Consider the following 22,218-nt stretch of genomic DNA (forward strand, 5'->3'; position numbering starts at 1 on the left):
ACATAGTGGGAGCGGCGTTGTGTCGCGATAGGAGGGCAACGCCCTCCCCTGCGGCGTCACGGCCGAGCGTTGATCTGTTGCTGCAGGTTCTGAATCTGGCTCTGCAGCGTATTCAGGTTACGCGTCATCTGCGCACGGAAGGCATCGAACTCCTGCACCGAAGCACCACTGGATGACGCGGCGGCCGGGCGGTTGTCGACCTGGCTCTTCAACACCAGCATGTCCTGCTGCAGGCTCTGAATCTCAGCGCTCGGGTTGCCCTGTTTCTTCAAGGCCGCCACCTCGCTACCCAAACGCTTGAGCTGGCCGTCCAGCTGGCCGCCATCCACCTGTGAGGCTTTCAACGCGGCAACCTGCTCGCTCAGGCTCTTCAACTGGGCATCCAGCTTGCCACCATCGACCTGGCCCGAACGCAGCGCCGCCAACTCGCCATTCACCAGCTTCAGTTGCGCCTGCAACTGGCTTTGCAGGTCGGTCACAGCCTTCTGCTGTTCTCGGGTATCGGCCAGCACCTGCTCCAGACGCTTGCCCAGGTCGCCGGTCTGCCCGGCAACACCCTGCTGCAACTGGCGAAGCTGTAGCTTCAATGCCTCACTGCTGGTAGTGGCGCCCGACTCACTGGCCGCCACCTTGCCACTGATCGCCTGAAGGCGGCCAGCCGCCTCTTCACTGATGCGGGCAAAGCTTTCCTGGGTCGCCACCAGTTGCTGCTCCATCAGCGAGATCTGCTGAAAGCTCCACCAACCCAGGCCCGCCAACGCGATGAACGCGGCACCGATCAACGCCCACAACGGCGCCGTGCTGGCCCCGCGGGCGGCTTTCTGGCGGCTGCGGATCACATGCGCCGGCATCAGTTCGTCATCATCAACGGTGCCCGCCCGCAAGGCAGGCACGTCATCAAAGTCATCGTGAGCATGGTTACGCATGGATACATTCAACCGCGGTAGTCACAAAGAGGCACGAGTATAAACCGCCAGCGCGGCGCATTGATGACCATTGTCAGCCGGGCGGCAAATGCTTCCACCAGCCGCAGAATTCATCCAGCGCCGTCCACAGGCTGACCTTGGGCTGGTAGTCCAGGTACTGCCGGGCACGGCTGATATCCAGGGTGAAATCACGGCTCATCACCTGCATCCCCAGGCGCGACAAAGTCGGTTGCGGGCGCCCTGGCCATAACATGCAGGCCGCCTCGTTCAGCGCGGCCAGGCTATAGGCAAGGCCATAGGAACGGTAGCGGGTCACCTGGGGAAGCTGCATCTGGCGCATCACGTAGTTGACCACGTCCCACAGCGGCAGTGGCTGGCCGTTGCTTATGTTGTAAGCCTGGCCCAGCGCCCGGTCATCAGCGAACAATGCACTTAGCAGCGCCTCGTTGAGGTTGTGCACACTGGTGAAATCGACCTTGTTCAGGCCGTTGCCGATGATCGCCACACGCCCTTTGCGCTGCATCTGCATCAGCCGCGGGAAGATACTGGCATCGCCCGCGCCGGTAACGAAGCGCGGACGCAGCGCCAGCACTTCCAGGCCGAACTCCTGGGCACCGAACACTTTCTGCTCGGCCAGGTACTTGGTTTGCCCATAGTGATCGTGGAAGCGACGCGGTACCTGGTCTTCACGGACGTCCAGACGCGAACGGCCATTGAAGTAGATCGACGGCGAAGACAGATGCACCAGGCGCCGTACGTGCTCTTTCAGGCAGCCCTCGACCACGTTCTCGGTCACCACCACGTTGCCTTGGTAGAAATCCTGATAGCGCCCCCAGTTACCCACCGCGCCAGCGCAATGCACCACGGCTTCGACACCCTGGCACAAACGCCGGGCCAGCTCGGCGTCACCCAGATCACCCGGGATGAACTGTGCGCCACGCTTGACCAGATGCTCGACCCCTTCGGCACGGCGGCCGCTGACGCGCACGTCCAGGCCTTGCTCCAGGGCGAAACGCGCAAAACGCCCGCCAATGAAGCCACTCGCGCCGGTGACCAGAATTCGCATGTAACACTCCGTCTTGCCAGATTTCAGATGCAACTGACGCCAGCCACGGCTACAAGGGCACCAGCCAATGCTGTGCGGTGTGCCGCAGGTGGTCGGTCAGTTGCGCGAGCAATTGCCCGCCATTGCGCCAATGATGCCAGTACAGCGGCACATCGATAGGGGTATCGCGGCAGATTTCCACCAATTGCCCACTGGCCAGTTGCTCCCGGGCCTGCAGTTCGGGCACCAGGCCCCATCCCAACCCGGCCTCGGTCATGCGCAGGAAGCCTTCGGATGAAGGGCACAGGTGGTGCAGGAAACCACCCTCTATGCCCAGCGATGCCAGGTAGCGATGCTGCAGGAAATCGTCCGGGCCGTACACGATCGCTGGCGTACGGGCCAGGCGGCTGGCGACAAAACCTTGGGGGAAGTGCCGCGCCATGAACACGGGACTGGCCAATGCCCGGTAGCGCATGGCCCCCAGTGGCAAACTGCGTGCGCCGGCTACCGGCCGCTCGCTCCCACACAGGCAGGCCGCCACTTCGCCGGCACGCATGCGCTTCAGGCCCACTTCCTGGTCCTCAACCACCAGGTCGGTCAGCACGTTCTGTTGTGCGCAGAAGTTGCCCACCGCGCCGGCCCACCAGGTGGCCAGGCTATCGGCGTTGAGGGCGATACGCAGGCGCTCCGGCATGCCCTCTTCATCCAGCGCCGGTACCTGGCGCTGCAGGTCGCGTTCAAGCAGGCGCACCTGCTGCACATGGTTGAGTAGCTGCCGACCGACTTCGGTCGTGCCGGGCGGCGAGGCACGTACCAGCACCGGCTGGCCGACCCGCGCCTCAAGCAACTTGATGCGCTGGGAAATGGCCGATTGCGACAAGCCCAGCACCTGCGCCGCACGCTCGAAACCGCCTTGTTCGATCACTGCCGCGAGGGCAGCCAGCAGCTTGTAGTCGAACATCGATTTTCCTAATGGGTGATCAGCTTTATTTGTTTTTCTTATACAGCGCCGAACATCACAATGGCCAGCATCTTCCGTGACCCTTTTTGGAGAGCCCTGCCATGTGGCAAAGCTATCTCAATGGCATGCTGGTGGCCTTCGGCCTGATCATGGCCATCGGCGCCCAGAACGCCTTCGTCCTCGCCCAGAGCCTGCGCCGTGAGCATCACCTTCCGGTGGCAGCGCTGTGCATCGTCTGTGACGCCATCCTCGTGGCCGCCGGGGTATTCGGACTGGCCACCGTGCTGGCACACAACCCGACCTTGCTGGCAATCGCCCGCTGGGGCGGCGCAGTGTTCCTGATCTGGTACGGCGCCAAGGCGCTGCGCAGTGCCTGCTCCAAGCAGAGCCTGCAGCACCAGCAAGGCCAGGGCGTTCGCTCACGTCGCGCCGTACTGCTCAGCGCCCTGGCGGTGACCCTGCTGAACCCGCACGTGTACCTCGATACGGTGTTGCTGATCGGCTCGCTGGGCGCCCAACAGTCCGCCCCTGGCGCCTACGTGGCCGGTGCGGCCAGCGCTTCGCTGCTGTGGTTCTCGACCCTGGCCATTGGCGCGGCGTGGCTGGCACCGTGGCTGGCGCGGCCTGCGACCTGGCGCATGCTCGACCTGATGGTGGCGGTGATGATGTTCGCGGTGGCGGCACAATTGATCTTCAACTGACCTCGGGGCTTGGTGCGGCATATTCATCGCCTGCCAGATCGAGCGACGCTCGCCTTCACTGGCAACACCAACGCAACGGCGAGCCACTGGTCGGTACAGCCCAACCCCTCCGGAACCTCTATTCCCTATGTTTGTTGCGTGGTTATGCGCCGGGCCCGGTGCTATGATCCAGCCCTTGCGTCGCAAAGAGTACAGACTCGCCGACGCTTATCGGGCCGCCCGTGATCGGCCTTGCGCAAACCGCAAACAGACCTGAATCAGGAGATCCACCATGGCTTTTGAATTGCCGCCGCTGCCGTACGCCCATGATGCCCTGCAGCCGCACATCTCCAAGGAAACCCTGGAGTATCACCACGACAAGCACCACAACACCTATGTCGTGAACCTGAACAACCTGGTCCCAGGCACCGAATTCGAAGGCAAGACCCTGGAAGAGATCGTCAAGAGCTCTTCGGGCGGCATCTTCAACAACGCCGCTCAAGTCTGGAACCACACCTTCTACTGGAACTGCCTGTCGCCAAACGGCGGCGGCCAGCCTACCGGTGCACTGGCTGACGCCATCAACGCCGCTTTCGGTTCCTTCGACAAGTTCAAGGAAGAGTTCACCAAGACTTCGGTTGGCACCTTCGGTTCCGGCTGGGGCTGGCTGGTGAAGAAAGCTGACGGTTCCCTGGCCCTGGCCAGCACCATCGGCGCCGGCTGCCCACTGACCAGCGGCGACACCCCGCTGCTGACCTGCGACGTCTGGGAACACGCCTACTACATCGACTACCGCAACCTGCGTCCGAAGTACGTCGAGGCGTTCTGGAACCTGGTCAACTGGGCCTTCGTTGCCGAGCAGTTCGAAGGCAAGACCTTCAAGGCCTGAGTCATTCGGCCTTGAACGAGAAACCCGGCCATGTGCCGGGTTTTTTTGTGCCTGTGTTGCCGCAAACAGGCTGGCACGGTTTTGCTTGCTCAGGCCGCATACCACGCTAACATCAAACCTCTGGAAGATTGATACAGCGCATTCAAGTTGCGGGGTCAGGCAACCGATACACTGCTCATGATCGGCCGGTAGTGTATCGTCATCGTTGATGGCAAAATGATGCCATGCGCATGGATTAAGGAAACCCCATTGAAGCTGGAATTGCGGAACAGCTTGTCGGTCAAGTTGCTCAGGGTCGTGCTGCTGTCGGCGTTGGCGGTTGGCGTCGTGCTCAGCTGTGCGCAAATCGTCTATGACACCTACAAGACCCGCCAGGCCGTGGACAACGATGCCCAGCGCATCCTCGACATGTTCCGCGATCCCTCGACCCAGGCGGTTTACAGCCTCGACCGTGAAATGGGCATGCAGGTCATGGAAGGCCTGTTCCAGGACGAATCAGTGCGCATGGCCTCCATTGGCCACCCCAACGAAACCATGCTGGCAGAAAAGTCCCGCCCGCTGCAGGACATGTCCATGCGCTGGCTCACCGACCTCATCCTCGGCCAGGAGCGCACCTACACCACGCAACTGGTCGGCCGTGGCCCTTACAGCGAATACTACGGCGATCTCAGCATTACCCTCGATACCTCCTCCTACGGCAAAGATTTCCTGATCAACGCGGTGATCATCTTCATATCCGGCGTGCTGCGGGCCATGGCCATGGGCCTGGTGCTTTACCTGGTCTACCACTGGCTGCTGACCAAACCGCTGTCGAAGATCATCGAGCACCTCACCCAGATCAACCCTGACCGCCCCAGCCAGCACCAGATACCGCTGCTCAAGGGCCACGAGAAAAACGAACTGGGCCTGTGGGTGAACACCGCCAACCAGTTGCTGGCCTCGATCGAGCGCAACACCCATCTGCGCCACGAGGCGGAGAACAGCCTGCAGCGCATGGCCCAGTACGACTTCCTCACCGGCCTGCCCAACCGCCAGCAACTGCAGCAGCAACTGGACAAGATCCTCGTCGACGGCGGCCGTCTGCAGCACCGTGTGGCAGTGCTGTGCGTTGGCCTGGACGACTTCAAGGGTATCAACGAACAGTTCAGCTACCAGGTCGGTGACCAGTTGCTGCTGGCCCTGGCCGATCGACTACGCGCCCACAGCGGCCGCCTGGGCGCTCTGGCGCGGCTGGGCGGCGACCAGTTCGCCCTGGTACAGGCCAATATCGAGCAGCCCTACGAGGCTGCCGAACTGGCGCAAAGCATCCTTGATGACCTGGAAGTACCGTTCGACCTCGACCACGAGCAAATCCGCCTGCGTGCGACCATCGGCATCACCCTGTTCCCCGAAGACGGTGATAGCACCGAAAAACTGCTGCAGAAAGCCGAACAGACCATGACCCTGGCCAAGGCCCGCTCGCGCAACCGCTACCAGTTCTATATCGCCAGCGTCGACAGCGAGATGCGTCGCCGTCGCGAACTGGAAAAGGACCTGCGTGAAGCCCTGCCCCGCAACCAGCTTTACCTGGTGTATCAGCCACAGATCAGCTACCGCGACCACCGGGTGGTTGGCGTAGAGGCCCTGCTGCGCTGGCAGCACCCGGAACTGGGCATGGTGCCACCCGACCAGTTCATCCCCCTGGCCGAGCAGAACGGCAGCATCATCAGCATCGGCGAATGGGTGCTTGACCAGGCCTGCCGGCAACTGCGCGAATGGCACGACCAAGGCTTCAGCGACCTGCGCATGGCGGTCAACCTGTCTACCGTGCAACTGCACCACAGCGAGCTGCCACGGGTGGTCAACAACCTGCTGCAAGCCTATCGCCTACCACCGCGCAGCCTGGAACTGGAAGTCACCGAAACCGGCCTGATGGAAGACATCAGCACCGCCGCCCAGCACCTGTTGAGCCTGCGCCGCTCCGGGGCGCTGATTGCCATCGACGACTTCGGCACCGGCTACTCGTCCCTCAGCTACCTGAAGTCGCTGCCCCTGGACAAGATCAAGATCGACAAGAGTTTCGTTCAGGACCTGCTCGACGATGATGACGACGCCACCATCGTTCGCGCCATCATCCAGCTGGGCAAGAGCCTGGGGATGCAGGTGATCGCCGAGGGCGTGGAAACGGCCGAGCAGGAAACCTACATCGTTGCCCAGGGTTGCCACGAGGGCCAGGGCTACCACTACAGCAAGCCTCTTTCGGCCCGTGAACTGACCCACTTCCTCAAACAAGCGCAACGCAACCGGGTTTCGGTGTCCTGAGGCCACCTGCCCGGTTACAGGCCGTGCCCCTGATTTACATGAATTGCGCGCCCGCCTCTTTACAGCAAATGCAAATCTTTCGCATGATGTTGTAGTTTTGCGTGCCACGGCGCACGGTCCACCCCTTTGGTCCAACCACACGATGCAGGAAAACCAATAATGATTCGAATGCCTCTGGCCTCCGCCAGTCTGCTGGCCATTGCCATCGCCCTCGCCGGTTGCGGTGAAGGCAAGGACGAAAAAGCCGCCGCGCCGCAAGCCCAGGCACCTGCTGCCGCCACCACCGCTGTTGCGCCAGGGGCTGTCGACGAAGCCGCCGGCAAAGCCGTGGTCAAGCATTACACCGACATGGTCTACGCCGTGTACAGCGACTCGCTGAGCACTGCCAAGACGCTGCAGACCGCAGTCGACGCGTTCCTGGCCAAGCCCAACGACGAAACCCTGAAAGCCGCCAAGGAAGCCTGGTTCGCCGCGCGCGTACCGTACCTGCAGAGCGAAACCTTCCGCTTTGGCAACACCATCATCGACGACTGGGAAGGTCAGGTGAACGCCTGGCCCCTGGACGAAGGCCTGATCGACTACGTCGACAAGAGCTACGAGCACGCCTTGGGCAACCCGGGGGCCAGCGCCAACATCATCGCCAACACCGAGATCCAGGTGGGCGAAGAGAAGGTCGACGTCAAGGACATTACCCCCGAAAAACTGGCTAGCCTGAACGAGCTGGCTGGCTCCGAGGCCAACGTTGCCACGGGCTATCACGCCATCGAATTCCTGCTCTGGGGCCAGGACCTGAACGGCACCGGCCCTGGCGCTGGCAACCGCCCGGCATCCGACTACCTGGAAGGCCAGGGCGCTACCGGCGGCCACAACGACCGCCGCCGCGCCTACCTCAAAGCGGTTACCGACCTGCTGGTCACCGACCTCGAAGAGATGGTCGGCAACTGGGCACCGAACGTCGCCGACAACTACCGCGCCAAGCTGGAAGCCGAGCCTGTCAACGACGGCCTGCGCAAGATGCTGTTCGGCATGGGCAGCCTGTCGCTGGGCGAACTGGCTGGCGAGCGCATGAAAGTTTCGCTGGAAGCCAACTCGCCAGAAGACGAGCAAGACTGCTTCAGCGACAACACTCACTATTCGCACTTCTACGACGCCAAGGGCATCCGCAACGTCTACCTGGGCGAGTACACCCGCCCGGACGGCACCAAGCTGACCGGCCCTAGCCTGTCGTCGCTGGTCGCCAAGGTTGACCCGGCCGCCGATGCAGCCCTCAAGGCCGATCTGGAAGCCACCGAGGCCAAGCTTCAGGTGATCGTCGACCACGCCCTCAAAGGCGAGCACTACGACCAGCTGATCGCCGCCGACAATGCTGCCGGCAACCAGATCGTGCGTGACGCCATCGCCGCCCTGGTCAAGCAGACCGGCTCGATCGAGCAGGCCGCGGGCAAGCTGGGCATTGCCAACCTGAACCCGGACACTGCGGATCACGAGTTCTGATCATGCTGTAGCGCTTCATCGAAAACGCCCGGCCTTGTGCCGGGCGTTTTCGTTTGCTGCCGGGTAAAACGCTTCCCGCTGCCTGGCGTGCATGCAGATGCTCATCCTGTAGGCCTTCGATCAATCCTAACAGGAGGCACAGTGCTGCAGATTCTTGATGTCTGGGGCGAAGGCCGAATCGTCCAGCGCATGAATGGGGAAGACCTCATCACCGGATTCAACGATGCGTACAACCTGAACAAGGCTGGCCAGCTCATCTCCAACGGGCCGTTCGCTGGCGGGCACATTCCCAACCTCATTGTCGTATACGAATACGATGCTCCGGACTTTCCCCTCGACGACCATGCAGTCCCTCACGTGACGCTGATGGGCGCTCCGATCACCCGGCATGTGGCCGAGGAAATGTGCCGGGTAGTTGCCCGCCCCGGCAAGATCTACCTGTACGACCCCAACGAAACTGACCGCCGTATGTTCGAGGCAGTCGCCATTGACCAAGGGATGCAGCTGCTTGGTCGCTTTCATCCCGCCGAGCTCGACCCACCGTTCAACGAAATCACCTTGCTCGCGGCCTATGTCTATCGCACCCCGACCAGCCCGTTGCCACGCCCGAAAACTGAACATTGAAAGGAAAACACTACATGGCCAACGTCACCTACTTGCGCTCCATCGCCAATAACACGCCTTATACCCTGACCCTGATCGACGGTGAAAACCGCAGCAACAGCCTGGCAGTCGGCGCCCAGCACGTCTGGAATGGCTCGCTGGCCATCCCGTGGATCGGCAGATCGACTGAGAACCACAAGGCCTTGCGCCTGATCCTCGGCCCGTCTGCCGACACCAGCATCTGGTTATTCCAGGATTACTGGCAACCTGCGCACATGGACGCGGTCAAGTGCATTACCGCCTCCTCCATGGAATACACCAGCGAAGACGTCATCGAAGTCATCGGCGATAATCGCGGTGGCGGCAACAAGAACCTGATCGTCAACCTGGTCAACCGACACTTCATGCTCTATATGGCCTGAGCAACCGCGCTGGCAGCGATTTCATCAAGCAAACGCAAATTGCTCTTATTCAATGATCCTGGGCCTGCTAAGCTGCACGCCGGTTTTTCGCTCACGCCCAGGATTCTCGATGTCCTTGTCGCTGTCCCGACTCCCCCCTCTGCTGCTGGCCCTGGCCTTGGCTGCCTGTGACGACGCCCCGCGTTTCACCCACGCCGAGCCCGGCGAAGCGTTGTCGGGTGGCCAGGCGACCGTGCAGCGCAGCGACCGCAATGCCTATTCCCTGCCCTCGGCCAACCTCTCGCCAGCGCTACGCCTGGACTTCGCCGTGGGTAACAGCTTCTTTCGCAACCCCTGGGTGATCGCGCCGTCAACCACCACCGCGCGTGATGGTCTGGGCCCGTTGTTCAATACCAACGCCTGTCAGAACTGCCACGTGCGCGACGGCCGTGGCCACCCGCCAGAGCCGGGCGACAGCAACGCGGTGGGTATGCTGGTACGCCTGTCGATCCCCGACCAACCCTACCTGGCCAAAGTGATCGAGCGCCTCGGCGTGGTGCCAGAGCCTGTCTACGGTACCCAGTTGCAGGACATGGCCATCCCCGGCGTGGCGCCCGAAGGCAAGGTGCGGGTGAGCTACACCCGCGAAACCGTGTCATTCAAGGACGGCCACCAGGTCGAGCTGCGCAAGCCGGCCCTGCAAATCACCCAGCTCGGCTATGGAGTGATGCACCCCGACACGCGCTTTTCTGCGCGGGTGGCACCACCGATGATCGGCCTGGGCCTGCTTGAAGCGATCCCCGAAGCCGACCTGCTGGCCAACGAAGACCCGGACGACCGTAACCGCGATGGCATCCGCGGGCGGGCCAACCGTGTATGGGACGACGCCCAGGGCAAAACAGTGATCGGCCGCTTCGGCTGGAAAGCCGGGCAGCCCAACGTCAACCAGCAAAACGTGCACGCCTTTGCCGGCGACATGGGCCTGACCAGCACCCTGCTGCCCAACGACGATTGCACTCCGGCACAAACCGGCTGCCTGGCTGCGCCCAACGGCGACGGTGCCGATGGCGAGAAAGAAGTCAGCGACAACATCCTGCGCCTGGTCACGTTCTACACCCGCAACCTGGCTGTGCCGGCCCGCCGCGACGTCGGCTCGCCACAGGTGCTGGCGGGCAAGAACCTGTTCTACCAGGCGGGTTGCCAAGGTTGCCACACACCGCAGTTCACCACAGCCGCCGACGCCACCGAACCCGCATTGGCCAACCAGGTCATCCGCCCCTACAGCGACCTGCTGCTGCATGACATGGGCCCGGGGCTGGCCGACGAGCGCACCGAATTCGCCGCCAACGGCCAGGACTGGCGTACGCCGCCACTGTGGGGCATCGGCCTGAGCGAAACGGTCAGCGGCCATAGCCAGTTCCTGCATGACGGCCGCGCCCGCAACCTGCTTGAGGCCGTGCTGTGGCACGGTGGCGAAGCCGAGGCGGCACGCAATTTCGTACTCACTTTCGATGCCGAGCAGCGCGCTGCGTTGCTCGCGTTCCTGAACTCACTTTAAACGCGCAAAGGAGCCGGGCATGTTCCGACCCAAACTGTTGTTCACCAGCCTCGCCGCACTCGCCCTCGGTGCCTGCTCGCCACAAGACCCGCAAGCAGTGACCTCCGCCGCCATCGCCAACCAGGTGATCCTGCCTACCTACAGCCGCTGGGTCGAAGCCGACCGTACGCTGGCTGCCAGTGCCCTGGCCTATTGCGAAGGCAAGGAAAGCCTGGACAAAGCCCGCGCCGACTTCCTCAATGCACAAAAAGCCTGGGCCGAGCTGCAACCGCTACTGGTCGGCCCGCTGGCTGAAGGCAACCGCGCCTGGCAGGTCCAATTCTGGCCTGACAAGAAAAACCTGGTCGGCCGTCAGGTCGAGCAGCTGGTCAACGGCGACAAGCCGGTTGATGCTGAGGCTTTGGGCAAGTCCAGCGTAGTGGTACGTGGCTTGTCGGCCTATGAGTACATCCTGTTCGACAGCAAGCCGGACATCGCCACTGCCGAACAGAAAGCCCGCTACTGCCCGCTGCTGGTGGCCATCGGCGCACACCAGAAAGCCCTGGCAGAGGAGATTCTCAAAGGTTGGAACAGCACCGACGGCATGCTCTCGCAGATGACCAAGTTCCCCAACCAGCGCTACGCCGATTCCCACGAGGCTATCGCCGATCTGCTGCGCGCCCAGGTGACCGCCCTGGATACCCTGAAGAAGAAGCTCGGCGCACCGATGGGCCGTCAGAGCAAGGGCATCCCGCAGCCGCTGCAGGCCGAGGCCTGGCGCAGCCACAACTCGATGAACAGCCTGCAGGCCAGCCTCAAGGCCGCCGAAGCTGTCTGGGTCGGGGTAGACAACCAGGGCCTGCGCGGCCTGCTGCCCAGCGATCAGAAAGCGCTGGCGGACAAGATCGACGCTGCCTACGCAACCTCGCTCAAGTTGCTGGCCGATAACCAGAAAACGCTGGGTGAGCTGCTGGCCGACGACGCCGGTCAGCAAACCCTCAACCAGATCTACGACAGCTTGAACGTCGTCCACCGCCTGCACGAAGGCGATCTGGCCAAGGCGCTGAACATCCAGCTGGGCTTCAATGCCAACGACGGTGACTGATCATGCTGCGACGCCAGGCACTCAAACTCGGTAGCGTATTGCTCAGTGCCCTCACCTTGGGCGGCTGGAGCCTGTTCCGCAACAAAGGCAGCGAACCCTTGCTGCTCTCGGCGCGTGACAACGGCAACGGCCAGCACTATGCCGTAGGTTTTCGCCTGGACGGCACACAGGTGTTCAGCACCCAGGTCGCTCAGCGTTGTCATGCCATCATCCACCACCCCGAGCTGCCCATCGCCCTGTTCGTCGCCCGCCGCCCAGGCACCGAAAGCTACCTGATCGACCTGCGTGACGGGCGCCTGCTGCAAACGGTTGCCTCGCAGCCGAACCGGCACTTCTATGGCCACGCCGTCGTACACAAAGGTGGCGAATGGCTGTATGCCACCGAGAACGACACCACCGACCCCGGGCGCGGCGTGCTTGGCGTGTACCGTTTCGAAGGCGAACGCCTGGTGCACACCGGTGAAATCCCGACCCACGGTATCGGCCCGCACGAGGTTGCCTGGCTGCCTGACGGTGAAACGCTGGTCGTGGCCAACGGCGGTATCCGTACCGAAGCCGAAAGCCGTGTCGAGATGAACCTCGACGCCATGCAACCGAGCCTGGTGCTGATGCAGCGCAACGGCACCCTGCTGAGCAAGGAAACCCTGACCCAGCAGATGAACAGCGTGCGACACCTGGCAGTGGCCAGCGATGGCACCATCGCCGCCTGCCAGCAGTTCATGGGCGATGCCGATGAAACTGCCGAGCTGCTGGCGATCAAGCGCCCGGGCGAGCCATTCAAGGCCTTCCCGGTGCCAGAGCGGCAACTGCAAGCCATGGCCCAATACACCGCAAGCGTTGCCATCCACAGCGAGCTGCGGCTGGTGGCGCTGACGGCACCGCGGGCCAACCGCCTGTTCGTCTGGGACCTGGACAGCGGCGCGGTGCGGCTGGATGCCCCGATGCCCGACTGCGCAGGCGTTGGCGCGGTGAAGGACGGCTTTGTCGTCACCTCCGGGCAGGGCCGCTGCCGGTTCTACGATTGCCGCAAGGCCGAACTGGTCGGGCAACCGATGAACCTGCCGTCCGGCTTCTGGGACAACCACCTGCATCTCGTCTGATTGTTCTGTTGCACTCATTGGCCTTCTCGCAGCTAAAGCCGATCCCACAGGGTTCTACACAGTCCCTGTAGGAGCGGCTTTAGCCGCGAAAAGGCCGGCACAGGCATTTACCCCCCCATCTCCGGAAAAACAGTCAATACTTCCCCCATCCACACGTGGGCAGGATCGCCCGTTGTCGTGTAGAAGCGAATAACAACTGCATCCAAGGAACCGGACCTATGCTGCGCCGCCGCATGCTCATCATGTTGGCCGTGGTTCTGCTGATCGTGCTGGCCCTGGGGGGTTACAAAGCCTTCTCGATCTACCAGCAGATCCAGATGTTCACTGCCCCCAAGCCCCCTATCACCGTGGCGGCTGCCATGGCTGAACAGCGCCCGTGGCAAGAGCGCCTGCCCGCTGTCGGCAGCCTCAAGGCGCTGCAGGGTGTGGATCTGAGCCTGGAGGTGGAAGGCATCGTCAAATCCCTGCACTTCGACTCAGGCCAGCAGGTCAAGGCCGGGCAACTGCTCTTGCAGCTCAATGACGATCAGGAAACAGCCCTGCTCGGTACCGCCCTGGCCGACCTGGGCCTGGCCAAGGTCGACTTCGGCCGTGGCAGCCAGCTGGTGGGCGATTCGGCCATCTCCCGCGGCGAGTTCGACCGCCTTTCCTCCCAGTACCGGCGCAACCAGGCAGTGGTCGAGCAGCTTAAGGCGCAGAAGATCAAGAAACGCATCAATGCGCCTTTCAGCGGCACCATCGGCATCCGCCAGGTGGACATCGGCCAGTACCTGGCCGCCGGGGCTGTGATCGCCACCCTGCAAGACACGTCCAGCCTGTACGTAGACTTCAACGTGCCGGAACAGGCCCTGCCACGCCTGAGCCTGGGCCAGCAGGTGCTGGTGCAAGTGGCCGCCTACCCCGGCCAGCGCTTCCCCGCCAGCCTCAGCGCCATCAACCCCAAGGTCGAGGAAACCACGCGCAACCTGCTGGTACGTGCCACCCTGGCCAACCCCGACGGCAAACTGCTGCCAGGCATGTTCGCCAGCCTGTTGATCCTGCTGCCCAACCCGCAGCCACAAGTGGTGGTGCCGGAAAGCGCCATTACCTACACCCTGTATGGCAACTCGGTGTATGTCGCCTCACCGAAAAAGGACAAGGACGGCAAGCCGGAGTACGACGACAAGGGCCAACCCCAGCTGGTCGCCGAACAGCGCACGGTAAAGACTGGCGAGCGCCGAGACGGCGTGGTTGTAGTCAGCGAAGGCCTGCAGGCCGGGGAACAGGTGGTCACCGCCGGGCAGCTGAAACTCACACCCGGTGCCGCGATACGCATTGGCCAGGACAACGCCCTCAAGCCCGAACCGGGCGCGGCGGCCAAGGACTGACAGGAGGCTGGCATGGCGTTCACCGACCCGTTCATCCGCCGCCCGGTGCTGGCCAGCGTGGTCAGCCTGCTGATTCTGCTGCTCGGCTTCCAAGCCTGGAACAAGCTGCAGATCCGCCAGTACCCGCAAATGGAAAACGCCCTGATCACGGTCACTACCGCCTACCCCGGGGCCAACGCCGAAACCATTCAGGGCTATATCACCCAGCCATTGCAGCAAAGCCTGGCCAGCGCCGAAGGCATTGACTACATGACCTCGGTGAGCCGGCAGAACTTCTCGATCATTTCCATTTACGCGCGCGTTGGCGCCGACAGCGACCGGCTGTTCACCGAACTGCTGGCCAAGGCCAATGAGGTGCGTAACAAGCTTCCCCAGGACTCAGAAGACCCGGTACTGAGCAAGGAAGCTGCCGACGCCTCGGCGCTGATGTACGTCAGCTTCTACAGCAAGGAAATGAGCAACCCGCAGATCACCGACTACCTGTCACGTGTTATCCAGCCCAAGCTGGCCACTTTGCCGGGCATGGCCGAGGCGGAGATCCTCGGCAACCAGGTGTTCGCCATGCGCCTTTGGCTGGACCCGGTGAAGCTGGCCGGTTTCGGCCTTTCGGCTACCGACGTGACCAATGCCGTACGCCGCTACAACTTCCTTTCCGCCGCTGGCGAGGTGAAAGGCGAATACGTGGTCACCAGCGTCAACGCCAGCACCGAACTGAAGTCGGCCGAGGCGTTCGCCGCCCTGCCGCTCAAGACCAGCGGTGACAGCCGCGTGCTGCTGGGCGATGTGGCGCGGGTCGAGATGGGCGCAGAAAACTACGACACGGTCAGCTCGTTCGACGGCACCCCGTCGGTCTATATCGGCATCAAGGCCACCCCGGCCGCCAACCCACTGGATGTCATCAAGGAAGTGCGGCGCATCATGCCTGAGCTGGAAAGCCAGCTGCCCTCGGCATTGAAAGTGTCGATTGCCTACGACGCCACGCGGTTCATCCAGGCCTCGATCGACGAAGTGATCAAGACCCTGGGCGAAGCGGTGCTGATCGTCATCGTGGTGGTGTTCCTGTTCCTCGGTGCCCTGCGCTCGGTACTGATTCCGGTGGTGACCATACCGCTGTCGATGATCGGTGTACTGTTCTTCATGCAGATGATGGGCTACTCGCTCAACCTGCTGACCCTGCTCGCCATGGTGCTGGCCATCGGCCTGGTGGTGGACGATGCCATTGTGGTGGTGGAAAACATTCACCGGCACATGGAAGAAGGCAAGTCGCCGTTCGACGCAGCCCTGGAAGGCGCGCGCGAAATTGCCATGCCAGTGGTGTCCATGACCATCACCCTTGCCGCCGTGTATGCACCGATCGGCTTCCTCACCGGGCTCACCGGCGCGCTGTTCAAGGAGTTTGCCCTGACGCTGGCCGGGGCGGTGGTCATTTCCGGTATCGTTGCCCTGACCCTGTCACCGATGATGTGCGCCCTGCTGCTGCGCCGGGAGCAGAACCCGAGCGGCCTGGCCCACCGCCTCGACCAGCTGTTCGAACGCCTGAAAGGGCGCTACCAGCGTGTGCTGCACGCCACCCTCGACAGCCGGCCGGTGGTGCTGGTGTTTGCCGTGATCATCCTGTGCCTGATCCCGGTGCTGCTCAAATTCACCCAGAACGAACTGGCGCCGAACGAGGACCAGGGGGTGATTTTCATGATGAGCAGCTCGCCTCAACCGGCCAACCTCGACTACCTCAACGCCTACACCGACCAGTTCACACCGCTGTTCAAGGCCTTCCCCGAGTATTACTCGTCGTTTCAGATCAACGGCTTCAACGGCGTGCAGACTGGTATCGGTGGTTTTTTGCTCAAGCCCTGGAACGAGCGCGAACGCACACAGATGGAGCTACTGCCGCTGGTGCAGGCCAAACTCGAGGAAATCAGCGGGCTGCAGATCTTCGGCTTCAACCTGCCGTCGTTGCCCGGCACTGGCGAGGGCTTGCCATTCCAGTTTGTGATCAATACCGCTGGCGACTACCCGGCACTGCTGGACGTGGCCCAGCGCATCAAGACGCGCGCTCAGGCATCGGGCAAGTTCGCCTTCCTCGATATCGATCTTGCCTTCGACAAGCCCGAAGTGGTGGTGGACATCGACCGGGCAAAGGCGGCGCAGATGGGGGTGTCGATGGACACCCTCGGCGGCACCCTGGCGACCCTGCTGGGCGAGGCGGAAATCAACCGCTTCACCCTTGAAGGCCGCAGTTACAAGGTGATCGCCCAGGTTGAACGGCCTTACCGCGACAACCCCGGCTGGCTGAACAACTACTACGTGAAGAACGAGCAGGGCCAGTTGTTGCCGTTGTCGACCCTGATCACCCTCACCGACCGCGCTCGCCCACGCCAGCTCAACCAGTTCCAGCAACTGAACGCTGCGATCATCCAGGGCGTCCCCATGGTCAGCCTGGGCGAGGCACTGAAGACCGTGCAGGACATCGCTCGCGAAGAGGCCCCGGAGGGCTTTGCCTTCGACTACGCCGGCGTGGCCCGCCAGTATGTGCAGGAAGGCAGCGCATTGTGGGTCACCTTCGGCCTGGCGCTGGCGATCATTTTCCTCGTGCTGGCTGCACAGTTCGAAAGCTTCCGCGACCCGTTGGTGATTCTGGTGACCGTGCCGTTGTCCATCTGTGGCGCGCTTTTGCCGCTGTTCCTGGGTGTGTCGAGCATGAACATCTACACCCAGGTCGGGCTGGTGACATTGATCGGGCTTATCAGCAAGCACGGAATCCTGATCGTCGAGTTCGCCAATCAGCTACGCGATGAGCGTGGCCTAAGTGTGCGCGAAGCGATCGAGGAAGCAGCGGCCATTCGCCTGCGGCCGGTGCTGATGACCACCGCGGCGATGGTGTTCGGCATGGTGCCGCTGATTCTGGCAACCGGGGCGGGAGCGGTCAGCCGATTTGACATCGGTATGGTGATTGCCACCGGGATGTCGATTGGCACGCTGTTTACCTTGTTTGTGTTGCCGTGCGTCTACACCCTGCTGGCGCACAAGGCGAGCGCCAAGGCACCTGCAATCGCTTGAACCGACCTGTGGGGGCGGGCTTGCCCGCGAAGAGGCCGGCAACGCAGATGCAAAAAGCCAAAGGCCCCGCAATCGCGAGGCCTCTGGCTTTTTCAGCTAACGCAGGGTTCATCCAAATGGCCGCAACCCTTGACGCAGGCCAAACAGGAACAGCAAAAGGTCCTGGTCCGGCTCGCTCTGGGCCTGCTGCTGCGGTTTTGCATCCCGCGGCAACGCGCACTGGTCTGCCATCTCAGCCTTGCTGAACACGGTCGGCCTCGGCTCTTCCCAGGCAGCCACCGCCACGGTGGTCACCGCCAGGCCCGCTACCAGGAACAAAGCTCGAGCAATTTCTAGTTTCATTACTCTAACCCTTTGACAGCGCTGCCAAACGCCATCTTGTAAAAGTAGAGCAGTGTCTGCCATTCCGCGTCATTGAGCGACGAATGGCGGCGTAGCTGACGTAGGTCATTGCCGGCCGCCCGCTGGCAGCTGATGCGCCGCCTGCACTTTTCCAGGTCCAGCAGCGCCACTTCGACGCGGGCCTGCTCGCCCTCGCCGATTACCTTGATGAATACGTGCTTGCCATACAGGCAGCCGTGCTGCCAGTGCCCCAGGTGCATCCGCGCCAGGTTGTCCGCCAGGTCCTTGAGCATGCGCTCATGCACCACCTGCGGGTAACGCTCGCGGGCACCTTCGGCATGCCAGGTGTCGAGTTCGACAAAACCGTCCAGCGCTTCGCTGACCAGCAGCGCGCGCCACTGGTGCTCGGCATCACGCTGTGCGCCACAGAAGACGATGCGCGGTACACGCACGCCCAACTGCTCGAAACTGTTCAGCGCATCGAGTTCACGCAACACAGTCGGCCGACCAAAAGGGTGCAACAGGCTGCGGTAGATATGCCCAACCTGGCGTTTGGCATACAACAGCTTGCCATCGGCATCGTTAAGGCGTTGCACGCCACTCTCGCCGCCGCGGCGCTGGTTAGGCTCCTCGACCCACTCGCCTTGCTGGCGCCAGTAAAAATCGAACTGCGCTTCCCCTTTATGGGCTACAGCCATCAAACACTACCCCTTACGCAATACATAGACCCGCCACATGGCATAGAACGGCAGGAAGTCCAGGCGTTCCTGGATTCTGAAGCCGGCGGCCCTGAATTCTTCTTCGACCGTTTCGGCAGGTAACACGAAACGGTTCTGGTAATTATCCTGCTCGGCCTTGGCGCTACGGCGCTGCTCCAGCTTTTTCCGGCGCCAGGCCTTGAAGTTGCCATCCACCCACAGTGACAGGATCACGCTATCACGGCTAACTCGTTGAAATTCCGAAAGAATGGTCTTTCTGTGCGCCGACTCGCCAATGTGATGGAACAGGCGCATGCAGAAAATGCTGTCCACGGCGTTGTCTGGCAGGTCGATGGCAAATGCCGAAGTCTGCAAAGGCCGTACCCGTGCCACCACTTCTGGCGGTTGCGCCGCACAGGCTGTCTCGATCATGGCCTCGGAGTTGTCGGCACCGATGATTACCCGATTGGGCTTTTCCGCCAACAGCGGCCAGAAACGGCCCGCTCCGCATGGCAGGTCGAGTACCAGGCCAGGCTCGCCCGCCAATGCCAAGGCGCGGCGCGCCAACTGCTCATCTCGCTTGTGGGAAAGGCGTCGCGCCAGGCCGTCCTGGTGCTTGAGAAAGTACTCGCGTGCATGGTCTTTGTCGTACTTCTCGGAAAATTCAAGCTTGATGGGGCTACGCATTGGGCATCTCCTGACTCCATTGCGCCCACACTAGTCATGCAAGCGTTGGAATCAGGTCATGCCAATGTGAAAAAAACGTTGAGCACTATTTGACCTGATACAAAACATTACTCGACCAAGGTGTCCGGGTCGCCTTTGGCCACGGTGTTGCTCAGGTCCACCTGGAAGCGGCAGCCATGCGGCAAGGTGGATGTCAGGGTGACACGCCAACCTTGGTCGTCGCAGATCCGCTGCACCAGCGAAAGCCCCAGCCCAAGCCCCTCGCCACGCCGTTCATCGCCGCGCACGAACGGCCTGAACATGGCCTCGCGCTGCTCTTCGGGGATACCCACGCCGCTGTCCTCTACGCTGAAACCGTTGGCTTCCAGGCTCAGGCGGATATACCCACTGTCGGTGTAGTGCGCCGCATTGCGCAGCAGGTTGCCCATCACCGACTGCAGGAAGGTGGCGTTGTACAGCACAGGGCTAGCGCTCACGCGACCATCGAAATACAGGGTGAGGCCTTTCTGTTCGATGGTGTCGCGCCACACCCCGATGAGCTCGTCGGCCACTTCGCGCAGGGTCGCCCGTGACGCCACTGCCCCCTCATCACGCTGCGCGCGGGCCAACATGAGGAAGGTCTTGACCAGCTCGCGCATTTCTTCGGTGGCCCGCGCCACGCGCTCCACCTGGCTACGCGCACGGGCATCGAGGCCGGGGTTTTCCATCAGAAGCTCACACGAGGTCGCCAACACCATCAACGGCGTGCGCAGCTCGTGGCTGACGTCGCTGGTGAACAGCCGCTCGCGGGTCAGCGCATCACGCAGGCGGCCCAGGGTGTCGTCGAAAGCCACTGCAAGCTGGCCGACTTCGTCTGCCGCATAATCCGGAGCCAGCGGCGGGGCCAGGCCCAGTAGTTGATCGCGGTGTCGCACCTGACGCGCCAGGCGGATGACCGGTGCCATTACCCGACGTGCAACCAGCCAGCCAAGGATGACCGCCAACACCAGGCTGAGCACGAAGCCCACCACAACCACGGCAAACAGTACGCGCTCGCGCTCCTCGAAGTCGCTCTGGTCCTGCAGCAGTACATAGCGGCGACCATCAACAATCTCGACCATGGCGTGGTAGGACAGCTGGTCTCGGAACACTTCGTGGAAACCGCGGTCGAGGTGCCGCAGGTCCTTGGGCAGCTCGAAGTCGTCACGCCCGCCGCTGAAATAGAACAGCTGGTCTGGACGAGGCCGATGACTCCAGTCACTGACGCTGTCCATACGCAACAGGCGCTGCAGGTCACCGCCCAGTACCGAGGAAATCAGTCGCTCTTCGACCAGGTGCACCGTGCCGACGATACCGAATGCGAAGGCCCCGGCCACCAGCGCACTCATCAGGGCAAAGGCGATGATGATGCGCTGGGCAAGGCTTTGCTTAAACTCCATCGCGGCCCTCGGCGAGGCGATAGCCGACGCCATGGACGGTATGCAGCAACGGTTTTTCAAACGGTTTGTCGATCACCTGGCGCAACTGATGCACATGGCTGCGCAGGCTGTCGCTATCGGGGCAGTCGTCGCCCCACAAGGCTTCTTCCAGCACCTCGCGGCGCAGTACGTGCGGGCTTTTCTGCATCAATACCGCCAGCAGCTTGAGGCCGACCGGGTTGAGCTTCAGCAGGCGCCCCTGGCGGGTTACCTCAAGGGTATCGAGGTCGTAGCTCAGGTCAGCCACCTGCAGGGTGCGGCGCCCACCGCCCTGGGCACGGCGCAGCACCGCTTCGATGCGCGCCGCCAGCTCCGACAGGGCAAATGGCTTGAGCAGGTAGTCGTCAGCCCCAGAGCGGAAGCCCTGCAGGCGGTCGTCCAGCTGGTCACGGGCAGTGAGCATGATCACCGGCGTGTCACGGCGGGCATCTTCGCGCAGGCGCTTGCACAGGGTGTAGCCATCGATGCCTGGCAGCATGATGTCGAGTACGATCAGGTCGTAGTGTTCGGTGGCGGCCAAATGCAGCCCGGACAGGCCATCCTGGGCACAGTCGACGGTGTAGCCTTTCATGCCCAGGTAATCGGCCAGGTTGGCCAGGATATCGCGGTTGTCTTCAACCAAAAGAATGCGCATCGGTTTCTCCTGTGCGGCGCTTCTCGCTGTGGTGCGCGGCAGGCGCAGCTTAAGGCCTATGCCTGCACGGTGCCAGCCCTGGGGAAAATTCACCGCACTTGACGGTTTTTTCACTGATCCTTCACGGACACAGGATAGCGGGCGCCCGACAATACCCGATCTTTTTCGCGCCCTGGAGCCGTCATGCAGCAACGCACCTCCCCTCGCCCGATCAACTATTGGCTGTACCTGGGGATTCCCCTGGCGACTGCGCTGGCCTTGATCCTGCTGGAGCTGACTTCAGTCGACATGGATGTCGCCAACCTGTTCTTCGACCCCGCTGCCGGGCAGTTCATTGGCCGCCACAGTTACCTGCTGGAAAACATCCTGCATGACCGGGTCAAGCAAGTGGTGATCCTGTTGGGGGTGATATCGCTGCTGACCTTTGCCGCGAGCTTTTTCTGGAAGCGCCTGTTTGGCTGGCGCCGTGAACTGGGCTGCCTGGCGCTGGCACTGGGCTTGTCCACGGCGTTTGTCACACCGCTAAAAAAAGTCACCCAGGTGCAGTGCCCTTGGAGCCTGACCCAGTTTGGCGGCACCGAAACCTACAGCAAGCTGCTGGAACCACGGCCGCCTACCGACAAGCCTGGCCTGTGCTGGCCGGGCGGGCATGCAGCGACCGGTTTCTGCCTGTTCGCCTTGTTCTTCATGCTGCGTGATCGCAAGCCGCGCCTGGCGCGGGTGGCATTTGTAGTGGCCTTGATAGCAGGGTCGGTACTGTCGGTGGGCAGGATGATGCAGGGTGCGCACTTCCTGTCGCACAATATGTGGACGGCAGTGTTCTGCTGGTTGATCGGATTGGGGTCGTATTACCTGGTTCTCTATCGGCGGGGGCTGGCCGAGGTGCCCGTCGCCGAGCGCAGTGCCGCATGAAAGAGGGGCCGCTTTGCGGCCC

20 protein-coding genes are annotated in these 22,218 nt (G+C 62.4%); 12 read left to right on the plus strand and 8 right to left on the minus strand.

The window, feature by feature from the left end; translation table 11 throughout:
• Positions 1-56: 56 nt before the first annotated feature.
• From AC3WLP_RS08015 to AC3WLP_RS08025, 3 genes are all read right to left on the minus strand, one after another.
• Positions 57-926, minus strand: a complete 870-nt coding sequence (locus AC3WLP_RS08015) for a hypothetical protein (protein WP_012051297.1) — start codon at positions 924-926, stop codon at positions 57-59.
• 73 nt (positions 927-999) lie between these two features.
• A complete protein-coding gene (locus tag AC3WLP_RS08020) occupies positions 1,000-1,992 on the minus strand; it encodes an NAD-dependent epimerase/dehydratase family protein (RefSeq protein WP_003255182.1) in 993 nt (330 codons plus the stop codon).
• Between the two features lie 49 nt (positions 1,993-2,041).
• Positions 2,042-2,932, minus strand: a complete 891-nt coding sequence (locus tag AC3WLP_RS08025) for a LysR family transcriptional regulator ArgP (RefSeq protein ID WP_003255184.1) — start codon at positions 2,930-2,932, stop codon at positions 2,042-2,044.
• Between the two features lie 101 nt (positions 2,933-3,033).
• Here AC3WLP_RS08025 and AC3WLP_RS08030 point away from each other — a divergent pair, with 101 nt between their 5' ends.
• The 11 genes from AC3WLP_RS08030 (at position 3,034) to AC3WLP_RS08080 (ending at position 17,466) form a co-directional block, all read left to right on the plus strand.
• On the plus strand, positions 3,034-3,633 hold the full coding sequence (locus AC3WLP_RS08030) for a LysE/ArgO family amino acid transporter (protein ID WP_003255185.1): 600 nt from the start codon (positions 3,034-3,036) through the stop codon (positions 3,631-3,633).
• A gap of 271 nt (positions 3,634-3,904) precedes the next feature.
• Complete coding sequence (locus AC3WLP_RS08035) at positions 3,905-4,501, plus strand: superoxide dismutase (RefSeq protein ID WP_003255187.1); 597 nt, start codon at positions 3,905-3,907, stop codon at positions 4,499-4,501.
• A 249-nt stretch (positions 4,502-4,750) separates the two neighbouring features.
• Positions 4,751-6,802: a putative bifunctional diguanylate cyclase/phosphodiesterase gene (locus AC3WLP_RS08040; RefSeq protein ID WP_003255193.1), complete on the plus strand. Its 2,052-nt coding sequence runs from the start codon at positions 4,751-4,753 to the stop codon at positions 6,800-6,802.
• A gap of 159 nt (positions 6,803-6,961) precedes the next feature.
• A complete protein-coding gene (locus tag AC3WLP_RS08045; protein ID WP_012051295.1) occupies positions 6,962-8,296 on the plus strand; it encodes an imelysin family protein in 1,335 nt (444 codons plus the stop codon).
• Between the two features lie 141 nt (positions 8,297-8,437).
• Entirely contained in the window at positions 8,438-8,920 is a 483-nt protein-coding gene (locus AC3WLP_RS08050; RefSeq protein ID WP_012051294.1) for a hypothetical protein, read from the plus strand.
• Positions 8,921-8,934: 14 nt separating this feature from the next.
• Positions 8,935-9,321: a hypothetical protein gene (locus tag AC3WLP_RS08055; protein ID WP_003255197.1), complete on the plus strand. Its 387-nt coding sequence runs from the start codon at positions 8,935-8,937 to the stop codon at positions 9,319-9,321.
• Positions 9,322-9,430: 109 nt separating this feature from the next.
• A complete protein-coding gene (locus AC3WLP_RS08060; RefSeq protein WP_088512976.1) occupies positions 9,431-10,858 on the plus strand; it encodes a di-heme oxidoreductase family protein in 1,428 nt (475 codons plus the stop codon).
• 19 nt (positions 10,859-10,877) lie between these two features.
• A complete protein-coding gene (locus tag AC3WLP_RS08065; RefSeq protein WP_010952113.1) occupies positions 10,878-11,942 on the plus strand; it encodes an imelysin family protein in 1,065 nt (354 codons plus the stop codon).
• 2 nt (positions 11,943-11,944) lie between these two features.
• Complete coding sequence (locus AC3WLP_RS08070) at positions 11,945-13,042, plus strand: DUF1513 domain-containing protein (RefSeq protein WP_012051291.1); 1,098 nt, start codon at positions 11,945-11,947, stop codon at positions 13,040-13,042.
• Positions 13,043-13,260: 218 nt separating this feature from the next.
• Positions 13,261-14,409 carry an efflux RND transporter periplasmic adaptor subunit gene (locus AC3WLP_RS08075; RefSeq protein WP_014755415.1) on the plus strand — a complete coding sequence of 383 codons (1,149 nt, stop codon included), beginning with the start codon at positions 13,261-13,263 and terminating at the stop codon, positions 14,407-14,409.
• A 12-nt stretch (positions 14,410-14,421) separates the two neighbouring features.
• The gene (locus AC3WLP_RS08080; protein WP_012051289.1) at positions 14,422-17,466 is read left to right on the plus strand and encodes a multidrug efflux RND transporter permease subunit; all 3,045 of its coding nucleotides are present in this window, start codon (positions 14,422-14,424) and stop codon (positions 17,464-17,466) included.
• A gap of 108 nt (positions 17,467-17,574) precedes the next feature.
• On the opposite strand, the gene AC3WLP_RS08085 is transcribed toward AC3WLP_RS08080, so the two are convergent.
• The 5 genes from AC3WLP_RS08085 to colR all read right to left on the minus strand — a co-directional run bounded on the left by AC3WLP_RS08085 (position 17,575) and on the right by colR (position 21,284).
• Positions 17,575-17,808 carry a hypothetical protein gene (locus tag AC3WLP_RS08085; protein ID WP_003255207.1) on the minus strand — a complete coding sequence of 78 codons (234 nt, stop codon included), beginning with the start codon at positions 17,806-17,808 and terminating at the stop codon, positions 17,575-17,577.
• Positions 17,808-18,506, minus strand: coding sequence for a lipopolysaccharide kinase InaA family protein (locus AC3WLP_RS08090; protein ID WP_004574440.1), 699 nt, complete (start codon positions 18,504-18,506; stop codon positions 17,808-17,810). The genes AC3WLP_RS08085 and AC3WLP_RS08090 overlap by 1 nt, the downstream gene beginning before the upstream one ends.
• A gap of 6 nt (positions 18,507-18,512) precedes the next feature.
• Positions 18,513-19,193, minus strand: a complete 681-nt coding sequence (locus AC3WLP_RS08095; protein WP_010952107.1) for a class I SAM-dependent methyltransferase — start codon at positions 19,191-19,193, stop codon at positions 18,513-18,515.
• 107 nt (positions 19,194-19,300) lie between these two features.
• Positions 19,301-20,611 (minus strand): sensor histidine kinase, encoded by a 1,311-nt coding sequence (locus tag AC3WLP_RS08100; protein WP_014589790.1) that lies wholly within the window; start codon positions 20,609-20,611, stop codon positions 19,301-19,303.
• Positions 20,601-21,284, minus strand: coding sequence for a two-component system response regulator ColR (gene colR, locus AC3WLP_RS08105; RefSeq protein ID WP_003255215.1), 684 nt, complete (start codon positions 21,282-21,284; stop codon positions 20,601-20,603). The genes AC3WLP_RS08100 and colR overlap by 11 nt, the downstream gene beginning before the upstream one ends.
• Positions 21,285-21,467: 183 nt before the next feature.
• Here colR and AC3WLP_RS08110 point away from each other — a divergent pair, with 183 nt between their 5' ends.
• Positions 21,468-22,196, plus strand: a complete 729-nt coding sequence (locus tag AC3WLP_RS08110) for a phosphatase PAP2 family protein (RefSeq protein ID WP_012051287.1) — start codon at positions 21,468-21,470, stop codon at positions 22,194-22,196.
• Positions 22,197-22,218: the final 22 nt, after the last annotated feature.

It is taken from the genome of Pseudomonas sp. FW305-E2, assembly GCF_058782925.1.